Here is an 18,966-nt window from a genome sequence, read left to right on the forward strand (position 1 = left end):
GTTTGTCAGCAACCGGCGATCCAGGAATCGGACGATCGAGGCTAGGCTAAATCAGAAGGGGAATAAGCTGGGGGGGATGAAAGGTCCGGGCGAAATCGACCCTCCCCGTCAGGGCGAAGGCTAAGCTTGCGCTGGCTCCTGCCGGGTAGAGCACGCTATACGTCGGCAAGGCTGCGCTCTTGTACTGTGGCGATACAACTGCCGGAACCGCATGAGGTGCCACTTCTACATCCATAGCGAAGCATGCCTGCATGGACATTTCCGAGTGGCAGACGCCCACTTCCACCATGCAGCAGGGGCTCTCGCAGTCCGCCTGAGACGCCAGCAACGGTGACACGAGCGGAGCGATCCAGATCAGAAGTGCAAGGGTGGCTTTGGGTTTCATCCTGGCCTGAAGTTACTGCTAATTTCAATTTGCCAGCAAACGGATTGTTCCGTGCCGAGAGGGGGTTGCCGCCCTCAGACCGGGTGGCAAACCACTGGTCACCAGCCCTTGCGCAGCCTAATTTCACCCGTCGTCCGCCCGGGATATCGAGGATAAACGTGCTCAAACCGCCCAAAACAATCACGCGCAAGGAACTCAAGCGCGACCCGCTCATGGAGGCACTTTACAAGTTGCGTCAGGTCTGGCTGGCTAAGCGAACTCGCATCGTCCGGTACGGCGGCGGCGGCGCGGCACTGCTAGTCGTCGTCTTTCTAGCCACCCTTGACCCCCCCCTCTGGCGCGTGGGGCAAGATGAAAAGGCAAGTGGAGCCGTGGGCATCAGTTTTATTGAGTACAGCCGGGGGAACTACAACACGGTTATTGCGCAGCTCAGCCCCTACGTGGAGGAATATCGCGGCCTCAAGTCCTTTGCCAATGGGTTGTTCCTGCTGGCACGGTCCGAGCTGCACGTGGGCGATTCTACCCGCGCGGAAACCCACTTCCGGCTCTACCTGGACGAATACGGCAGCGATCCGTTGGGGAAGTCGGGTGCGCTGGCAGGACTGGGCGTGATTGTTGAGGGGCGCGGCGACTATTTGGAAGCCTCGGACCTATTTGAGCAGGCGAGGCGTTCGGCTCCAACCGCCTCCCTCCGGTGGCAATATGCCCTCCATGCCGGTCGCGACCTGCTGCTGGCTGATCTACCCGCTGAGGCCCTTGAAATTCTCGAGCCGTTGCTTGAGGAGGAAAATATGGGTTTCCAGAAGCGCTATGAGGTCCTCTCCCTTGTATCCACAGCAAGAGCATTGCTCACGGGGGGCCGGGACGCTTAACTCCTTGCTGACAGTAATGCGAAACCGTAAATTGTGGGCTGGAAAGTGGGTCGGGCGACCCACTTTCTTTTTATGAAAGTATGGCAGAGGTGCTTGATATAGGTGATTATCTCTTGGGCAAGGCCCTGGGGGCGGACGTACATGTTTTAGCCGCCAGCATGAGCGATGGGGGCGCCCGTCCGGTTGTGAGAATTATAGTGGATACTCCCGGTGGCATCACGATCGATGAAATTGCCGACTTAACCCGGCGGCTCAAGGCCGATGAAGGCCTGGCAGAGCAGCTTGGCAGCGCTGAATTCGGGCTCGAGATCACCTCGCCCGGCATCCATGCGGGCCTGACTGAGCAGTGGCAGTATCCCCGCCACAAGGGGATGCTCTTGCAGGTGCAAATCCAAACTTCCGATGGTGACGAAAGCGGTGGCCGCAGTGTCAGCGGGCGGCTGGTGCGTACCCGGCCGGAAGGCATCGTTCTAGAACTGCACGGGGGCGAGGAAACCATTGGCTGGGAGGAAATCAGGCATGCGGCGGTGCAGCTAGATTGGTAACCGAGGAGAATCTATCTTGATACACCAGGAGATCGTCGAATCATTTTCCGCCATAGCCAGGGAAAAGAATATTGATCGGACTCTCCTGGGCTCCATTATGGAAGAACTCTTCATGACGCTCATTGAGAAGCGGTATGGCGAGGAGTACACCAATTTCAGCGTGATTGTGAATATGGATAAGGGCACCATCGAGATTTACCAGGAGAAAACCGTCGTCGAGGAAGTAGACAATCCGGTGCTGGAAATAAGGCTGGAGGAGGCGCAGGCGGTAGAGCCCGATCTGGCGGTGGGTGATCCCTTCATCGAGATACTCGATCCCGCCGGTTTCGGCCGCCGCCTCATCACAACCGCAAAACAGTTTCTCAGTCAGCGTATACGGGAGATCGAGAAGCAGTCCATATACGACGAGTATGTGCAACTGGTGGGCACCATAGCCGCCGGCGATGTCCACCAGGTGCGACGAGACAATGTCTTCCTCAATATTGACAAGGTGGAACTGCGGCTCCCCAAGCACGAGCAGATCCCCAACGAGCGCTACCGCCGGGGTAGTACGGTGCGGGCGTTGATCAAATCGGTGGAGATCACGCCGAAGGGGCCCGACATCGTCGTTTCCCGTAGCGATGATAACTTTTTGGTGCGCCTATTCGAAATGGAGGTACCGGAGATCGAGGACGGCATCATCGAAATAAAGGCTGTTGCCCGCGCGCCGGGTGAACGCAGCAAAATTGTGGTCTATTCCCACGATAGACGGATTGATGCCGTCGGCGCCTGCGTCGGCATGCGGGGCAGCCGAATTCAATCCGTCGTCCGCGAGCTCAATGGCGAGAAGATCGACATCATCAATTGGAGCGATCAGCCGGAAATCCTCGTATCGCGGGCGCTTACGCCTGCCAAACCCATCAACCTACTCATCATGGAGGATCGCCCCTACATCATGGCGGTTTTCAGCGATGAGGAGCTGCCCACGGCCATCGGCAGAAGTGGCCAGAACATCAAACTTGCATCGCAAGTCTCCGGCTATACCATCGATGCGGTCAAGCAGTCTGAGTATGAGGGGCCCAAACTCAAGACCATCTACCTGGACGAGCTGGTAGCTCTTGGAAAGGCCCGCATAGAGGTGCTGGCACAGGCCGATATCCACACTGCGGACGAGTTCCTGAAGAGCGCCCCGGAAGATATCCTGGCACTCAAGGGCTTTGGACCCAAGACCTACGAAAAGGTGCACGGCATTATTTCTGAGGAGGTGTCAAACCTTGAGGAAAGCGAGGGCAACGGTGAGTCCGGAGATGAGGGTGCAGAAGTCACCGCGGCGGTAGAGGCAGGGTCAAAGGAGCCGGTCGCCTAGTCAGACGAAGCGGCGACCCGTACCCCCGAAACATGGAACAGGCCAGCAAGAAAAAGCGGATATTTCAGATCGCCAAGGATCTGAATATTTCCCACACCGAGATCATCGATTTCCTGGAGCGGGAAGGGGTCGCCGTCGCTAGCCATATGTCACCTGTGGAGCCCGAGGTTCTCGAGCGCATCTTGGGTGAGTTCGCCAAAGAGATGGTGATTGAGGACCGTAAGCGCAAGGAACTCGCCCGGCGGGGTGCCGAGCTCTTGCGTCGCGAAGATACGGGTACCAAAGCACGCTTTGATCGCATTCTCAGCCTTGAGGAGCAACAAAAACTCGAGGCGCAAGAGGCGGAGGTAGCCAAGAAGGCGCTTGAGGAAGCCGCCCACATTGCACAGCAGGAACTGGCCGAGACAGCGGGGAAAGCGGCGCCCAAATCTGAGCCAGCGGAGATGGCTGTTACCAGCCCCAAGGCTGAGGAGCTTGAGTCGGGCCCCGCAGATGCAGGCACAGCCCCAGACGGGGCGGAGGCAGGCATAAAGGATGCTCTCAAGGGCGACAGTAAGATTCCGACTGTTGAAACGGCAAAGCCCAAACTCAAGCGTATCGTCATCAGTGAAATTGAGAGCAAGATTGCCCAAGGGCGCCAGCGACTTCCCGGCAGAAAGGATAAGAAGGAGCCGGCGGCACGTTCGAAATCGGTGGAGCAGACCCTGCGTCAGACCTTGGCCAGCATGTCCGCGCGTGAAAAAAAGCGCCGACCCCCAAGACGCGAGCGAATTGAGAAGGACGCAGATGCCGCCTCCGCGGAGGGGCGGACCACCATCAGAATTCACGAATTCATGTCCGTCTCCGAATTGGCCTCCGCCATGGATGTTTCCCCCATGGAGGTCATAAGCAGTTGCCTGGAGCTCGGCATTATGGCAACCATCAACCAGCGGTTGGATCTTGAGACACTGACCCTGCTGGCTGACGTGTTCGAATTTGCGATCCAGGAAGAGGACGTCCTCAATGACGATACTATCCTACAGGAAATCGCATCCAAGACCGATAGCGATGGGGCCGTAGCTCGGCCTCCAGTGGTTACCGTCATGGGTCATGTAGACCATGGCAAGACTTCGCTTCTGGATCACATCCGGTCCTCTGAAGTGGCTCAGGGCGAGTCAGGTGGAATCACGCAGCACATCGGTGCCTACAGCGTCGTACTGCCCGATGGACAGCAGATAACCTTTCTCGACACGCCTGGCCATGAGGCCTTCACGGCCATGCGGGCGCGAGGGGCACAGGTCACCGACATTGTCATTCTCGTGGTAGCCGCAGATGATGCCGTGATGCCCCAGACGATTGAGGCGATTAATCACGCTCGCGCCGCCGGCGTGCATCTGGTCGTTGCCATCAACAAAATCGATAAGCCCGATGCGGACGTGGAACGGGTCAAGCGCGAGCTGGCCGATCAGAAAGTACTGGTGGAGGACTGGGGCGGCAAGATTCAGAGTGCTGAAGTATCTGCAAAAATGGGGACCGGTATCGAAGACTTGCTGGACAAGATTCTCTTGGAGGCAGAGATATTGGACCTCCAGGCCAATAGAGATTCAGCGGGCGTAGGTACGATTATCGAGTCGAAACTGGATCGTGGCCTGGGCCCGGTAGCCACTGTGCTGGTTCAGTCGGGTACGCTGAGACAGGGCGAGACGTTTCTGTGCGGCAGCCAGATTGGGCGCGTGAGGGCCATGCAGGATGAGCACGGTGTTCGGGTTAAACAGGCCCTGCCCTCCGATCCGGTGCAAGTCCAGGGCTTTGAGCGGGTACCCCAGGCCGGCGACCGCTTTATTGTATTTGAGGATGAGCGCGAGGCCAAGCGCATCAGCATGGAGCGCTCCCGGTTGCGACGTGAGATCGAATATCGCCGCAAGAGCATTCGTACACTGGATGAAATTTCCTCGCAAATCGCCACCGGCGCCATCCGCCAGTTGTCGATCCTGCTCAAAGCGGATGTCGATGGCTCGCTGGAGGCACTTGCCGACTCGCTCCAAGACCTCTCCACCGGGGAAGTGGCCGTGGATATCATCCATCGCGGTGTAGGCATGGTCAGCGAAAATGATGTGCTCCTTGCCACGGCATCTGGCGCGGTCATCATCGCCTTTGGTGTCGGCACGTCGCCCGGCGCCAAGGTCCTGGCCAAGAAAGATAAAGTCGATATCCGCGGCTACGATATCATTTACAATGCCGTCAGCGAGATCAAACTGGCGCTGGAAGGTCTTCTGGAACCCGAACAGGTGGAGGAGACCTTGGGTTTGGCGGAGGTGCGGGCCGTGTTCCGGGTATCCGGGGTGGGGATCGTCGCGGGCTGCTACCTGAAGGAGGGCAAGGCAGTCCGAAACGCGCTGGTGCGGGTCAAGCGGGACGGCGAACTTGTCCACGAGGGGGAAATCATCTCCCTGAAACGTTTCAAGGACGACGTGAAAGAAGTCCAGGAAGGGTTTGAGTGTGGCATCGGCGTGGAAGGCTTTTCTGATTTTGAAGAAGGCGATACCTTGGAGCTATACGAAGTGAAAGAGGTGAAGCGGACCCTTGCCTGATCGCCGCACTACGGCCGTTCCCAGGGCTGTTCGTATGTCCGAGCAAGTCCAGCGCCTTATGGGCGACATTTTTCTTACCAAAGTACCCATTACCTCCGTGACCATGTTGACAGTCTCCCGGGTTGAAATGACCAAAGATTTGCGAATTGCCCGCATCTATCTGAGTCTGCTCGAACCCAAGACCGGCGAGCAGGAAGTCATGCGGGAACTTTTCCGCAACAGGAAGGTCATTCGTTACCACCTGGGCTCCGCCCTGCAGGCCAAGTATGTGCCGGAGCTGCGCTTCCATCTGGACAAATCCCTGGAGCGCTCGTCCAAAATTCATGCCCTGCTGGAGAATATTCAGGATGGCGGCGGAGAAGGCGGCCCATGACCGGTTTTGTACAGCCCTTCTGGAAGCCGGTACACTGGACGTCGTTTGATGTGGTCCGCAAGGTACGGCATGTCGCCCAAGTCAAGAAAGTGGGCCATACCGGAACCTTGGACCCCTTCGCCGACGGCGTGTTACTGGTCTGTTTTGGGTCGGCCACGAAACGGGTAGCCCAGCTCATGGAATTGGAGAAGGAATATCTGGCGCACCTGAAGTTGGGCCGCACCACGGATACGCTTGATCCCACTGGCACTATCACGGAAACCGCCCCCGTGCCTGACCTGTCCCGTAGCGACATTCTGGAGGCAGTTGACCGCTTCACAGGTGAGATCGAACAGGTGCCGCCCATGTTTTCGGCGCTGAAAGTCAATGGGCGCCGGCTGTATCAACTGGCACGTGAAGGCCGGACTGTTCCGCGGCAGCCCCGCACCGTCACGGTTTACGGCATCGACCTGGTCGCTTGGCGTCCCCCTGATGAGCTGGTCATACGAGTGACCTGTGGCAGGGGCACCTATATTCGCGTGCTCGGATCAGATTTGGCCCGCGCCCTTGATACTGTGGGCTACCTATCTGCCCTGACCCGAACGCGAGTGGGCCAGTATGGCGTCCGGGAGGCCATTAAAATGGACCAATTGGATTCATGGATACCTACCGCCGCCTAGAGGATATCCCAGCCCTGGAAGCATCGGCCCTCACCATTGGTACCTTTGACGGCTTGCACCGCGGACATCTGGCCGTCATTGAGCAACTGGTCGCCCGGGCTAGCGAGCACCGTGTTCCAGCTGCGGTTTTGACCTTTGATCCGCACCCAAAGCAGGTGCTGGCCCCTAGGGACAGCGCAAGTTTTGAAGTGCTGGCTACATTAGCCAAGAAGCTCTTGCTCTTGGATGCTGCTGGGGTCGACCTGGTGGCTGTGGTAACATTTGACAAGCCATTCAGCCGCCTTGGCCCGCAGGCATTTCTCGAGCAGGTGGTAATGAAGTACTTCAACCCGGCACACATTGTGGTTGGCTACGACCACCACTTCGGCCACGAGCGTAAAGGTAATACGGCTTACATCCGCGAACAGGCAGCGGTACAGCAGTACGAGGTGGATGTCGTTGACCAAGTGAACATCCTGGGTGAGCCCGTCAGCAGTTCCCGTATCCGTCAACTCCTGCGGGAGGGTCGCTGCGAGGAGGCCGAAACACTCCTGGGCTGGCCCTATGAACTGGCCGGCGAGGTTGTAAGAGGGGACGGGCGCGGGCGGTCGATTGATTTTCCCACGGCCAACCTGCGACTGGATGAACCCCTGCAGCTCATTCCGATGCGCGGCGTCTATGTTGTCTCAACCGATATGGGTGGTCAAATCGTCTTCGGCATGTGCAATGTGGGCTTCAGGCCAACCTTTAACGGTAAGGTTTTGACCGTTGAGGCTCATTTCTTTAGCCCGCCCGAAAAGGATCTCTACGGACGCCAGTTGGCTTTCAGGTTCCATCACCGGCTCCGGAGTGAGCAGAAATTCACCGGACCGGACGCGCTGCACGCCCAATTGGAGCGCGACAAACTGGCTGCCCGGTCCTGGGTCGCTCAATTACCGTTAGGAGAACAGCAGTATGCCTCTGTCCAGTGAGAAGAAAAAGGAGCTGGTCAAAAAGTTTGGCCGCAGTGCTGCCGATACTGGCTCGCCGGAAGTGCAGATCGGGCTGCTCAGTGAGCGCATTGTAGAGCTAACCGAGCATGCCCAAATTCACAAAAAAGATAACCATAGCCGACGGGGACTCATCATGATGGTGGGCCACCGGCGCAGGCTGCTTAAATATTTACGTCGCACCAACCTGCCAGCCTATTCAAAATTAATCAAGGACCTCGGCCTGCGGCGCTGAGCCATCTGATCGCATAGAAATTGAATCATAAAACAATACACGCATAGAAAGAATAACATGATTGTCAAGAGCCTAGAATTGGCGGGCAGGACCCTGTCCATAGAAACCGGCCGCATGGCCAAGCAAGCTGACGGAGCTGTCCTGGTCAGCTACGCCGATACCGTAGCCTTGGTCACAGCCGTTGCATCAAAAAAAGTTGCACCTGACCGGGGGTTCTTCCCACTGTCGGTAGAGTACCGGGAGAAAACGTATGCCGCCGGCCGTATACCGGGCGGTTTCTTTAAGCGCGAAGGGCGACCCACTGAGAAGGAAATTCGCGGCGCGCGCCTTACCGACCGGCCTATCCGACCGCTGTTTCCCGACGGTTTCCTGAGCGAAACCCAAGTCATTATCAACATACTATCGGCAGATACCGAGAATACGCCCGACATCCTGGGCGTCATCGGTGCCTCGGCCGCTCTGAGCATCTCAGACATCCCCTGGGGGGGGACGCTGGCGGCGGTTCGGGTGGGCTGGTTTGACGGGAAGCCACGCCTGAACCCCACGAACGAGGAGCTCGAGACGAGCCAGCTGAATATGGTGGTGGCCGGGAACAAAGCTGGCATCGTCATGGTGGAGGGCGAAGCTGACCAGATATCTGAAGGCGATTTGGTCACGGGCATGCAATATGGACACGAAGCCATCAAGGAGATCGTCGAGCTGATTGAAGAGCTTGTGGCCGAGGCGGGGAAGACCAAGCGGACATTTGATCCACCCGCCATTGACGAGGCTTTGCATAAGGCGGTAGATGCGCTGGTGGCTCCACGGACCGACGATCTTAACAGCCCCAAAGACAAGGCCGCTCACTATGGCGATATTGACGCGTTTGTTGAGGAAGTCCAGGCCCAGCTCGCTGAGGAGTATCCGGAGCAGGAAAAGGCCATCGGCAAGCGCATCTCTGAACTGCTGCGGGATGACCTGCGCCAGCGGACGCTGGGCGGCGTGCGGGCAGACGGGCGCAGGAACGATGAAATCCGGCCTATTACCGTGGAGACCGGGATACTTCCCCGCACCCACGGCTCATCGCTGTTCACCCGCGGCGAGACCCAGGCACTTGCCGTTGCCACCCTGGGCTCCAGGAGGGACGAACAGCTCATTGATGACATTGAAGGCAGCTATTACAATAACTACATGCTGCACTACAATTTCCCGCCCTTCTCCGTAGGTGAAGTCAAGCCGATGCGGGGGACCAGCCGAAGGGAGATTGGGCACGGTCACCTGGCCGGGCGAGCCCTGCAAAAGGTGCTCCCCGCCTTTGAGGACTTCCCCTACACCATCCGCCTGGTTTCCGAGATTCTGGAGTCCAATGGAAGCTCCTCCATGGCCACCGTCTGTGCTTGTTGCATGGCGCTCATGGATGCGGGGGTGCCCATCACCGCACCCGTCGCCGGCATTGCCATGGGGCTGATCATGGAGGGCAAAAAGCAGGTGATTCTTTCAGACATTCTGGGAACCGAGGACCACCTGGGCGACATGGATTTCAAGGTGGCCGGCACCCGTGACGGGATCAATTCCATCCAGATGGACCTGAAGACAGAGGGCATCAGCCTGGATACTTTGCGGGACGCCCTTGAACAGGCGCGCACAGGGCGTTTGCATATTCTTGATATCATGCTTGTGGCGCTGGATGCCCCCCGTCCCGAAATGAGTCCCTATGCCCCACGCATCGTCCATTTCACCATTGAACGTGATCGCATCGGTGAGCTCATCGGTCCCGGCGGTCGAATCATCAAGGCCATCACTCGGGAGACTGGGTGCACTGTGGACGTGGATGACGAGGGTACCGTCGTTGTCAGTGGAAAAGGAGATGACGCGCTCGATGAGGCTGCCCGTATGGTTGAACTTATCATCAAGGCGCCAGAGGTGGGAACCACCTACCACGGCAAGGTGAAGCGCATCATGGACTTCGGTGCCTTTGTGGAGATAGCTCCCGGCAAGGAAGGACTGGTGCACATCTCGGAACTGGAATGGCGTCGAGTCGATCGAGTCACTGACGTGGTCAAGATCGGCGATGAGCTCGATGTGAAGCTGGTCAAGATTGACGATTTGGGCCGCCTGGACTTCAGTCGCAAAGCGCTGTTGGAAAAACCTGATGGTTGGACCGAGCCTCCCAAGCGGGATAGAAGTTCAGGCTTCGGAGCGCGTCGAGAAAGATCGGGAGGTCCTCCCCGTGGAGGTCGCGGCAACCGCCGGCCACGCTCTTAACTTCCTGGCCCACAGCCGAACCGCGGCTGCGAAATGTCCTTATGATCATTGGCGTTCCCAAAGAGATTAAGCCTCAAGAGAACCGGATTGCCCTCACGCCCTTCGGTGTGGAGCACCTGATCCGCAAGGGGCATCGGGTGCTCGTCCAGCACCTGGGGGGGCAGGGGAGCGGCTTTGACGACGAAGACTATGTCCGCGTGGGGGCCGCTATTCTCCCATCAGCCCGCGAAATATTCGAGCAGGCGGAGCTCATCGTCAAAGTCAAGGAGCCCCAATCTGAGGAGCTGGACATGATCCACTCCGATCAGGTCATGTTCACCTACTTTCATTTCGCGGCTGATCGCGAGCTCACCGAGCGCTTTCGGGACAGCGGCGCCACGGCCATCGCCTACGAAACAGTCCAATTGGCCAACGGCGAACTGCCTCTGCTCACCCCCATGTCCGAAGTCGCCGGACGCATGGCGATTCAGGAGGGAGCCCGAATGCTGGAGAGCAGCAATGGGGGCCGCGGGGTATTGTTGGGCGGAGTGCCCGGCGTAGAGCCGGCCACAGTCACTATCCTGGGTGGCGGCATTGTAGGCTTAAATGCCGCGAAGATCGCCGCCGGCATGGGTGCCCGCGTTTATGTTCTCGATGTGGATGTGAACCACCTCAGGCATCTGGATGATATCATGCCCAAAAATGTAACCACGCGCTATTCTGACCCCGCCACCCTGCGGGAACTGCTTCCCGCCACGGACCTGCTTATTGGCGCGGTCTTGTTGGTGGGGGCGAAGGCACCCAAACTTGTCACCCGGGACATGCTCAGCTTCATGCAGGCGGGCTCGGTCCTTGTGGATGTCTCCATCGACCAGGGCGGCTGCGTGGAGACCGGTCGTCCCACCACCCATGAGGACCCTACGTTTGTGGTCGATGGCGTCATCCACTATTGCGTGACCAATATGCCCAGTGCGGTTCCCAATACGGCCACCCGAGCGCTCACCAATTCCACCTACCCCTATGTGGAACGAATCGCACAGCTGGGGCCCGCGCCGGCATTAATGTCCGATGATGCCCTGCTCAAGGGGCTCAACATTTACAAGCACCAGATCACCCATCAGGCCATGGCGGCCGCACTGGAAGAGGACTATACAGATCCTCTGACTCTACTGCGCTAGAGATCAGCACTGCCTGAGGAGCGAGCTCCCCGGCACCGATAGAGCTCCCCAGGTGCAAGGAGTCCTTGAAAAACTCCTTGCTTCAACGCGAATCTGTCTTTACACTAAAGTAGTACTTTAAATCACTTGCCCTAGAGGCTCCCCTGACTACAGACGTCAAAAAACTGTACTACTCCATCGGCGAGGTCAGTGAAATCACCGGCCTGAAGTCATACGTTCTGCGGTACTGGGAAACCGAGTTTCCCAATCTGGCTCCCGCAAAAAATCGCGCCGGCAATCGTATCTATACGGAGAAAAATATCAGCATTATTTTGGATATCAAGCGTCTGCTCTATGAGGAAAGATTTACGATTGAAGGGGCCCGGCAGCATTTTAAGAGCCGGCAGTCCGATAACGATGGAGCCTCGAATTCGTTGGCATCGGCCAGCGCCATCCGGAAACATGAGATGGCTCGCAATACCCTCAAGAATGTGCAGCAATCCCTTGCTGAACTGCTGGATTATATCCGCCAACAGAAATGAGCGGCCATTGTGCCGTAACGCTCCCCTAAGTAAATTCTGCTTGCCAACGGAACGTGGCGCAGCCCGGTAGCGCACTTGACTGGGGGTCAAGGGGTCGCGGGTTCAAATCCCGCCGTTCCGACACGCGTCTTCCGTCGAGAAATGATGTGGGTCGGGTGATGTCCAACGGGGATGCTTCCGTATCTAAGCTTTACCAACGGAAATACTATCAAATAGTGTAAAATTTGGGCTGTTACGGGGTCCCTTTGGGGTCCCTGACTGGTCCCAAAAGTGACAACCACGACCCAAATCCCTTCCGAACCGGCCGTCACGGTGGAGCTCGCCCTTGATCATGGCCTCTCGCAGGAGGAGTATGACCAAGTCAACTCCATTCTAGGACGCGCGCCCAGTTTCACAGAGCTGGGCATTTTTTCCGTCATGTGGAGCGAGCATTGCTCCTATAAGAGTTCCATCCGAGTGCTGAAAACCCTCCCCCGCTCGGGTGGCCGCCTGCTGGTAGACGCCGGTGAGGAGAACGCCGGTCTCGTGGACGTAGGGGACGGGCTGGCGGTGGCGTTCAAGATTGAGAGCCACAACCATCCCTCGGCCGTTGAGCCTTACCAGGGGGCCGCTACCGGGGTTGGCGGCATCATGCGGGACATTTTTACCATGGGCGCCCGACCGATCGCCTGTCTGGACTCGCTACGATTCGGCAGTCTGGACGACCCCCACAATCGTTACCTGATGGAACGTATCGTCCAAGGGATTGGCGACTACGGCAACTGCCTGGGCGTGCCAACCGTGGGGGGTGAGCTGTTCGTATCCGCTGGGTACCAGGGCAATCCGCTGGTAAACGCCATGGCTGTCGGGCTTGTGCGCCACGATCGTGTGGTCCGGGCCATCGCCAGTGGCGCCGGCAATCCCGTCTTCCTGGTGGGCAGCAAGACCGGCCGAGACGGCATTCACGGAGCTACGTTTGCGAGCGAGGAGCTCAGCGATACTTCCGAATCGCGCAAGAGTAACGTGCAGGTGGGGGACCCATTCACGGAAAAACTGCTCCTGGAAGCTGCGCTTGAATTGGCCAAGCGTCCATTCTTGGTAGGGATGCAGGATCTGGGGGCCGCGGGCATCACCTGCAGCTGCGCCGAAATGGCGGCGAAGGGTAAGGCCGGCATTCGGCTGGATTTGCACAACGTGCCCCTGCGCGAGGAAGGCATGACCCCGTATGAAATCATGCTGTCCGAGTCCCAGGAACGTATGCTCGTGGTCATTCAAAAGGGATTTGAACAGGAGTTGGAGCAAATTTTTGAGCGCTGGGACCTGGCCTGTACGCAGATAGGGGTGGTGACCGACACGCGCCGGTTGGAAGTGGCCATCCACGGTCAGGTGGTTGCGGATGTGCCCTGTAAATCGTTGGTGCTCGGTGGTGGCGCGCCGCAGTACGACCTGCCCGCCACGACGCCTGTCTACCTGCGGGAAGCCTCCCAATTGGAGCTGGCCAGTTTGCCTGAACCAGACGATTTCAATGACGTCCTGCTCCGGCTCCTGGCCCAACCTAATATCACCCACAAGGGGCTTGTCTTCGATCAATATGACAGCACTGTACGCACCAACACGGCCGTGGGGCCCGGGGCGGATGCTGCCGTCATCAGGCTGAAGGGCACCCGCAAGGCGCTGGCCCTCACCACCGACGGTAACGGCCGCTACACATGGCTCAACCCCCACAGCGGCGGCATGCTGGCGGTGGCGGAGGCGGCCCGCAATGTGGTCTGCGTTGGCGCCCGACCGGTGGCCATCACCAACTGCCTCAACTTCGGCAATCCCAACGATCCGGAGATCTACTACCAGTTCAAGGAAGCCGTCGCAGGGATGGGGGAGGCCTGCCGGCTGCTGAACACCCCCGTTACCGGGGGCAACGTCAGTTTTTATAACGAGAACCCCGCCGGGGCCGTATATCCCACTCCCGTCATCGGCATGCTGGGCCTCATTGAGGACCTGGCCCACATTACCACTCCCGGCTTCAAGGAGCTAGGCGACTTTGTGGTCGTGCTGGGCTCCATCAACGGTGAGTTGGGTGGCAGCGAATATTTGGAAATGGCGCACGGGCGGGTCGCCGGGTCGCCGCCGGGACTGGACCTGGAGACAGAGACCCATGTCCAAGGGGTCTGCCTCGAAGCCATCCGGCAGGGGATCATCCGCTCGGCCCACGATATCTCTGATGGTGGTCTGGCCGTCTGCCTGGTGGAATCACTGCTGGCGGCGCCGGATGGCTTCGGCCTGGAGGTACATCTCACCCGCCGGCTGCGAAACGACGAACTGCTTTTCGGCGAGAGCCAGAGCACCATCATCGTCTCGGTCGCCGAGGAAGATTTGCTGCCCCTCCAACGCGTCGCCATGGACGATCAGGTGCCCTGCATTACCATCGGCAGGGTCACCGCTAGCGACCGCCTGCGCATCAACGACATTGTCGAATTAGGCCGGGATGCTCTGCGCCAGGCATATTTTGACAGCCTCGCTGCCACCATGCAGGGACAGGCAGACAGCTGATGGCGGACAATGTCCTGCCTGCCACTCCGGTTTCCGCCCGGCCCAACCCCCTCCGGCGCCTTTACGACTGGGTGCTCCACTGGGCGGAAACACCCTATGGCGCACCGGCCCTGTTTCTGCTGGCCTTTGCCGAGTCTTCCTTTTTTCCCATCCCGCCTGACATACTGCTGATCGCCCTGGCCATATCCCTGCCGTCCCGGGCGTTCTGGTTCGCGGCGCTGTGCACGGGTGGATCCATCGCCGGTGCGTTCCTGGGTTATGGCATCGGCTACTTCGGCTGGGAAGCGGTGGGTAAGCCGCTGGTGGTATTCTATCAGCAGGAGACGACCGTTGACTGGATCCGGACACAATATGAGACCTACGGCTTCTGGGGCGTGTTCCTGGCGGCGTTGACGCCCATACCCTACAAAGTCTTTACCATCGCTTCCGGCCTGCTGCACTTCAACCTGGGCACATTTGCCATCGCTTCCATTCTCGGGCGGGGCTTGCGTTTCTTTGGCGTTGGCGCCCTGATCTATTTCTCTGGCCCGCCCATCAAGGGGCTCATCGACAAGCACTTCAATCTGATGGCGGTCGTGTTTGCTGCCCTGCTGGTGGGTGGATTTGTTGTTATCACCTTCTGGATTTAGCCCGTGAAACAGTTCAGAATGCTTGGAGAAAGGGGTTAGTCATGCAGCGCAGCTTCATAACCGGCGCCAACCGTGGCATTGGCTTCGGGTTGGTGCGCCACCTATTGGCCCGTGGCGACCGCGTCTTTGCCGGCTGCCGCAATCCCGAACAGGCCTACGAGCTCAACGCGCTACAGCATGAGCACGGCGACCAACTCTCCGTCGTGCCATTGGATGTAACTGATCCAGCTGCCGTGAACAGCGCGGCCGCAACGCTCCAGGGCTTGACGGACGGCCTTGACCTGCTCATCAACAACGCCGGCGTGGGGGGTGGGCGGCAGAACCTGGGTGGCCTGCAGCCCGATGATCTCCTGGCTACGCTACGGGTAAATACAGTGGGGCCGCTGCTGGTATCCCAGGCGCTCCTGCCGCTGCTGAAAAAAGGTCGCCGCCCGGCCATTATCAACATCACCTCCCGCATGGGGTCGGTAGACGATAACGGCAGCGGCGGCAGCTATGCCTACAGGGCCAGCAAGGCGGCGCTGAACATGGTGAACAAGTCGTTGGCGGTGGACCTGGCCGGCGCGGGCATCATCTCAGTAGTCATCCATCCCGGCTGGGTGCGGACCGATATGGGGGGACCGAACGCCAGAATTTCGGTCGACACCTCGGTTCAGGGCATGCTTGCAGTCATCGCCGGTCTGAGCGCCAGCGACACGGGCCGGTTTCTGGCCTGGGATGGCGAGGAGATTCCGTGGTAGCCCCCGCAACGCACGCGGCGTTGGCTGGGGCCTTGTGGCTGCCCGGCGGTGCCCGTAATTTCTGTCGGAGGATGAGCACTTGTGCGGGGCATGGCGCAGCCCGGTAGCGCGCTTCGTTCGGGACGAAGAGGTCGCGAGTTCGAATCTCGCTGCCCCGACGCACAGGCTCAGCGGAGAGCGCTGGGCCTTTTTGATGGGGCTCCCAGTCGAAAATAATGAGCGGCAAATACCCTTTTAGAACGGTGGAGGCCAAATGGCAGCGGCGCTGGGAGGAATCCGGCGCTCACCACCCTGACATGGATAACCCGGGGCGTAAATTCTATAGCCTCACCATGTATAGCTACCCCTCCGGCGACCGCCTGCACATCGGTCACTGGTACAACTACGGCCCCGCCGACACCTGGACCCGCTTCAAGAAAATGCAGGGCTATGACATCTTCCAGCCCCAGGGCTTTGACGCGTTCGGCCTCCCGGCGGAAAATTATGCCATCAAGCACGGGATCCATCCCGCTGAGAGCACCGCCGCCAATATTAAGACCATGCTCGGTCAACTCAAGCGCATCGGCGCCATGTACGACTGGGAAAGCTACGTGGACACCAGCCACCCCGACTACTACCGGTGGACTCAGTGGCTCTTCCTCAAGCTCTACGAGCTGGGGCTGGCAGTCCAGGAAGAGGCGCCGGTAAACTGGTGCCCCTTCGACGAAACGGTGCTGGCCAATGAGCAGGTCAATGATGGCCGCTGCGAGCGCTGCGGAACGGCGGTCATCCAAAAGGACCTGCGCCAGTGGTTTTTCAAGATTACCCGCTACGCCGACCAGCTGCTGGAAGGGCTGGACCGCATCGACTGGCCCGAGCGCACCAAGGCCATGCAGCGCAACTGGATTGGCCGCTCGGAGGGTGCCGACATCAGTTTCCAGGTCGAGGGGCGGGCCGGCAGCGAAATCAAGGTTTTCACCACCCGACCCGATACCGTTTTTGGTGCTACTTACCTGGTGCTCGCGCCCGAGCTTGACTTGGTGGACATCATCACCTCGACGGAGCAAAGCCAGGCGGTGCAGGCCTATCAGGCCGCTACCAGGGCCCAAACCGAGCGCGACCGCATAGCCCAGGGGCAGGCCAAGACGGGCGTTTTTACCGGGGCCTACGCCATCAATCCCTTTACGGAGCGGCCGATTCCCATCTGGATCGCCGACTACGTGCTGGGCGGCTATGGGACCGGCGCCATCATGGCCGTGCCAGGTAGCGACGAGCGCGATTTTGCCTTTGCCCAGGCCTATGGACTGCCCATTGTGGAGGTGGTGTCCCCGGATGGCATTGAGCACGGCGGCGAGGTGTGCTATCCCGGTGAGGGGCTCGCCCTGAATTCTGGTGAACTCAACGGTCTCACGACCCGAGCGGCCTTTGAGCAGGTCGTGGTCTTGCTGGAAGAGCGCGGTCTGGGCCAACGGGCGGTCCAATACCGCTTGCGGGACTGGTGCATCAGCCGCCAGCGCTATTGGGGCGCACCCATTCCCATGATTCACTGCGACCATTGCGGCGTGGTGCCGGTGCCATACGAGCAGCTACCGGTCCTGTTGCCCCGGGAGATCGATCTTGCTGCCGCCCAGGGGAGCGACATCTCGCCCCTGGCTACGCTGGCATCATTTGTCAATACCACCTGCCCTGATTGCGGAGCCGCCGCCAGACGCGATACCGACACGATGGACACGTTCGTGGATTCATCGTGGTATTTCCTGCGCTACGTGGACACCGCCTACACGGACGGCCCGTTCAATCCCCAGCGGGTGAACGCCTGGCTGCCCGTGGATATGTACATCGGCGGCGTCGAACACACCACCATGCATCTGCTCTATGCGCGGTTTATCACCAAGGCGCTCCATGAGGCCGGCCTCATCCGTTTCGACGAGCCGTTTCAACGTCTGAGGCACCAGGGCACCATCACCCATATGGGGAGGAAGATGTCCAAGCGGGCGGGAAATGTGGTCGCGCCCGACCCATTTATTGAGCGCTACGGCGCAGATGTATTTCGAGCCTATCTCATGTTCATGGGCCCTTATCATGAGGGCGGCGACTGGAACACCAGCGGCATAACCGGCCTGGCCCGCTTTCAGGAGCGCGTCTGGCGCATCGCGCAGCTGCCCCTCAATGGAGCGGCGGCGCCACCTGACCACATCCTCCGGAAACAGCATACCACCATACGAGCGGTGACTGGCGATCTCGAGGCCCTGCACCTTAATACCGCCATCAGCCGCATCATGGAACTCACCAATGCCCTGGTTAAGCAGGAGTATATTCATGAGGAGCAGCGCGATACCCTGATAGCGCTGATTGCGCCTTTCATGCCACACCTTGCGGAGGAGCTATGGGAGCTCACGGGCCACGCCGGCAGTATTTTTGCCGTCACCTGGCCAACATACGATCCCGCACTATGCGCGGCTGACACGATGACGCTGGGCGTCACCGTCAATGGCAAGCGCCGCGGGGAGGTGACGGTCCCCATTGACGCGGACGAGGAACTGATTTTACGGGAATCGGGGGAGCAGGAGGCAGTACAACGCCACCTTCACGGCAAGAAGATCCTCAAGCGCATAATTATACCGGGCCGGGTGGTGAATTATGTGGTACGCTAAGAGTGTCTGAGATCGTTTTAACTTTACAGAATATATATTATGCGCCATAACGACCCAGTCTCGGAAAGACTCCGGACTATTCCGGCGATTATCTTTCGGCTCCCTACGCGACATTTATGCGCTTCCAACCTACCGCACTGTTCCTACGCTAGACAGTCCCGCACCCAATCCATGTAGGGCTTATGCAGTACCTTCCCCTCCAGTTCAATTATCTCCGGCACATCATAACTGTGATTCTCCTCAAGTAATGCTTGCACCTCGGGCAACTTTTCCGCCGTGGTTTTGATAATCAGCAGCAGCTCGTTCTCTACTTGGACTTCTCCGTCCCAGCGAAAAACTGAGGTCATCCCGGGTATGATATTCACACAGGCGGCGGCGCGGTCTTCCACCAGCAATTTTGCCAGGCCCTGGGCCTGCATGAGGTTGTCGTGAGTCGATAGTATTATCTTGAGAGCCTCAGCCATATGTCAGTCACTCCATTTTACTCCAGTCGGCCCGGGCAGACAAATTTAGTTCTGCCATTCGTACCTTGGGGAATGTAAGCTAATCAGCGCAAAGGCACTT

17 protein-coding genes and 2 tRNA genes are annotated in these 18,966 nt (G+C 58.8%); 17 read left to right on the top strand and 2 right to left on the bottom strand.

Annotated elements, in window-relative coordinates:
* Positions 1-46: 46 nt before the first annotated feature.
* The gene (locus IH971_01285; protein ID MCH7496472.1) at positions 47-385 is read right to left on the bottom strand and encodes a hypothetical protein; all 339 of its coding nucleotides are present in this window, start codon (positions 383-385) and stop codon (positions 47-49) included.
* Between the two features lie 158 nt (positions 386-543).
* Between IH971_01285 and IH971_01290 the strand changes: the two genes are divergently transcribed.
* The 17 genes from IH971_01290 to IH971_01370 all read left to right on the top strand — a co-directional run bounded on the left by IH971_01290 (position 544) and on the right by IH971_01370 (position 18,402).
* Positions 544-1,257 carry a hypothetical protein gene (locus tag IH971_01290; GenBank protein MCH7496473.1) on the top strand — a complete coding sequence of 238 codons (714 nt, stop codon included), beginning with the start codon at positions 544-546 and terminating at the stop codon, positions 1,255-1,257.
* A gap of 80 nt (positions 1,258-1,337) precedes the next feature.
* Positions 1,338-1,802: a hypothetical protein gene (locus IH971_01295; GenBank protein ID MCH7496474.1), complete on the top strand. Its 465-nt coding sequence runs from the start codon at positions 1,338-1,340 to the stop codon at positions 1,800-1,802.
* A 16-nt stretch (positions 1,803-1,818) separates the two neighbouring features.
* Positions 1,819-3,147 (top strand): transcription termination factor NusA, encoded by a 1,329-nt coding sequence (gene nusA / locus IH971_01300; protein ID MCH7496475.1) that lies wholly within the window; start codon positions 1,819-1,821, stop codon positions 3,145-3,147.
* A gap of 32 nt (positions 3,148-3,179) precedes the next feature.
* Complete coding sequence (gene infB, locus IH971_01305; protein ID MCH7496476.1) at positions 3,180-5,717, top strand: translation initiation factor IF-2; 2,538 nt, start codon at positions 3,180-3,182, stop codon at positions 5,715-5,717.
* A gap of 34 nt (positions 5,718-5,751) precedes the next feature.
* Positions 5,752-6,090: a 30S ribosome-binding factor RbfA gene (gene rbfA / locus IH971_01310; GenBank protein ID MCH7496477.1), complete on the top strand. Its 339-nt coding sequence runs from the start codon at positions 5,752-5,754 to the stop codon at positions 6,088-6,090.
* Positions 6,087-6,749, top strand: coding sequence for a tRNA pseudouridine(55) synthase TruB (truB, locus tag IH971_01315; GenBank protein MCH7496478.1), 663 nt, complete (start codon positions 6,087-6,089; stop codon positions 6,747-6,749). The genes rbfA and truB overlap by 4 nt, the downstream gene beginning before the upstream one ends.
* Positions 6,728-7,699, top strand: coding sequence for a riboflavin biosynthesis protein RibF (gene ribF, locus IH971_01320; protein MCH7496479.1), 972 nt, complete (start codon positions 6,728-6,730; stop codon positions 7,697-7,699). The genes truB and ribF overlap by 22 nt, the downstream gene beginning before the upstream one ends.
* Positions 7,683-7,952 carry a 30S ribosomal protein S15 gene (gene rpsO / locus IH971_01325; protein MCH7496480.1) on the top strand — a complete coding sequence of 90 codons (270 nt, stop codon included), beginning with the start codon at positions 7,683-7,685 and terminating at the stop codon, positions 7,950-7,952. Before ribF ends, rpsO begins: the two co-directional genes overlap by 17 nt.
* Before the next feature lie 57 nt (positions 7,953-8,009).
* The gene (gene pnp, locus IH971_01330) at positions 8,010-10,196 is read left to right on the top strand and encodes a polyribonucleotide nucleotidyltransferase (GenBank protein MCH7496481.1); all 2,187 of its coding nucleotides are present in this window, start codon (positions 8,010-8,012) and stop codon (positions 10,194-10,196) included.
* Between the two features lie 41 nt (positions 10,197-10,237).
* Positions 10,238-11,353, top strand: coding sequence for an alanine dehydrogenase (gene ald / locus IH971_01335; GenBank protein ID MCH7496482.1), 1,116 nt, complete (start codon positions 10,238-10,240; stop codon positions 11,351-11,353).
* Between the two features lie 143 nt (positions 11,354-11,496).
* Positions 11,497-11,874: a MerR family transcriptional regulator gene (locus IH971_01340; protein MCH7496483.1), complete on the top strand. Its 378-nt coding sequence runs from the start codon at positions 11,497-11,499 to the stop codon at positions 11,872-11,874.
* A gap of 47 nt (positions 11,875-11,921) precedes the next feature.
* Positions 11,922-11,995: transfer RNA gene (locus IH971_01345), tRNA-Pro, on the top strand.
* Between the two features lie 167 nt (positions 11,996-12,162).
* On the top strand, positions 12,163-14,400 hold the full coding sequence (gene purL / locus IH971_01350; protein ID MCH7496484.1) for a phosphoribosylformylglycinamidine synthase subunit PurL: 2,238 nt from the start codon (positions 12,163-12,165) through the stop codon (positions 14,398-14,400).
* A complete protein-coding gene (locus IH971_01355) occupies positions 14,400-15,029 on the top strand; it encodes a DedA family protein (protein MCH7496485.1) in 630 nt (209 codons plus the stop codon). The genes purL and IH971_01355 overlap by 1 nt, the downstream gene beginning before the upstream one ends.
* Positions 15,030-15,070: 41 nt before the next feature.
* A complete protein-coding gene (locus tag IH971_01360) occupies positions 15,071-15,769 on the top strand; it encodes an SDR family oxidoreductase (GenBank protein ID MCH7496486.1) in 699 nt (232 codons plus the stop codon).
* Between the two features lie 84 nt (positions 15,770-15,853).
* Positions 15,854-15,927: transfer RNA gene (locus tag IH971_01365), tRNA-Pro, on the top strand.
* Between the two features lie 57 nt (positions 15,928-15,984).
* Positions 15,985-18,402 carry a leucine--tRNA ligase gene (locus IH971_01370; GenBank protein ID MCH7496487.1) on the top strand — a complete coding sequence of 806 codons (2,418 nt, stop codon included), beginning with the start codon at positions 15,985-15,987 and terminating at the stop codon, positions 18,400-18,402.
* A 143-nt stretch (positions 18,403-18,545) separates the two neighbouring features.
* On the opposite strand, the gene IH971_01375 is transcribed toward IH971_01370, so the two are convergent.
* Positions 18,546-18,866, bottom strand: coding sequence for a divalent-cation tolerance protein CutA (locus tag IH971_01375; protein MCH7496488.1), 321 nt, complete (start codon positions 18,864-18,866; stop codon positions 18,546-18,548).
* Positions 18,867-18,966 lie beyond the last annotated feature (100 nt).

The sequence above is a fragment of the Candidatus Neomarinimicrobiota bacterium genome (assembly GCA_022560655.1).
In the GTDB taxonomy this organism is placed as follows: Bacteria; Fidelibacterota; Marinisomatia; order SCGC-AAA003-L08; family TS1B11; genus JADFSS01.

What these genes read in the sequence shown, in the direction of transcription:
- rbfA (MCH7496477.1), top strand. Translation starts at nt 5,752, where the DNA reads ATGTCCGAGCAAGTCCAGCGCCTTATGGGCGACATTTTTCTTACCAAA.
- ald (MCH7496482.1), top strand. Translation starts at nt 10,238, where the DNA reads ATGATCATTGGCGTTCCCAAAGAGATTAAGCCTCAAGAGAACCGGATT.
- IH971_01285 (MCH7496472.1), bottom strand. Translation starts at nt 385, where the DNA reads ATGAAACCCAAAGCCACCCTTGCACTTCTGATCTGGATCGCTCCGCTC.
- pnp (MCH7496481.1), top strand. Translation starts at nt 8,010, where the DNA reads ATGATTGTCAAGAGCCTAGAATTGGCGGGCAGGACCCTGTCCATAGAA.
- IH971_01295 (MCH7496474.1), top strand. Translation starts at nt 1,338, where the DNA reads ATGGCAGAGGTGCTTGATATAGGTGATTATCTCTTGGGCAAGGCCCTG.
- truB (MCH7496478.1), top strand. Translation starts at nt 6,087, where the DNA reads ATGACCGGTTTTGTACAGCCCTTCTGGAAGCCGGTACACTGGACGTCG.
- infB (MCH7496476.1), top strand. Translation starts at nt 3,180, where the DNA reads ATGGAACAGGCCAGCAAGAAAAAGCGGATATTTCAGATCGCCAAGGAT.
- ribF (MCH7496479.1), top strand. Translation starts at nt 6,728, where the DNA reads ATGGATACCTACCGCCGCCTAGAGGATATCCCAGCCCTGGAAGCATCG.
- rpsO (MCH7496480.1), top strand. Translation starts at nt 7,683, where the DNA reads ATGCCTCTGTCCAGTGAGAAGAAAAAGGAGCTGGTCAAAAAGTTTGGC.
- IH971_01375 (MCH7496488.1), bottom strand. Translation starts at nt 18,866, where the DNA reads ATGGCTGAGGCTCTCAAGATAATACTATCGACTCACGACAACCTCATG.
- IH971_01360 (MCH7496486.1), top strand. Translation starts at nt 15,071, where the DNA reads ATGCAGCGCAGCTTCATAACCGGCGCCAACCGTGGCATTGGCTTCGGG.
- IH971_01355 (MCH7496485.1), top strand. Translation starts at nt 14,400, where the DNA reads ATGGCGGACAATGTCCTGCCTGCCACTCCGGTTTCCGCCCGGCCCAAC.
- IH971_01370 (MCH7496487.1), top strand. Translation starts at nt 15,985, where the DNA reads ATGAGCGGCAAATACCCTTTTAGAACGGTGGAGGCCAAATGGCAGCGG.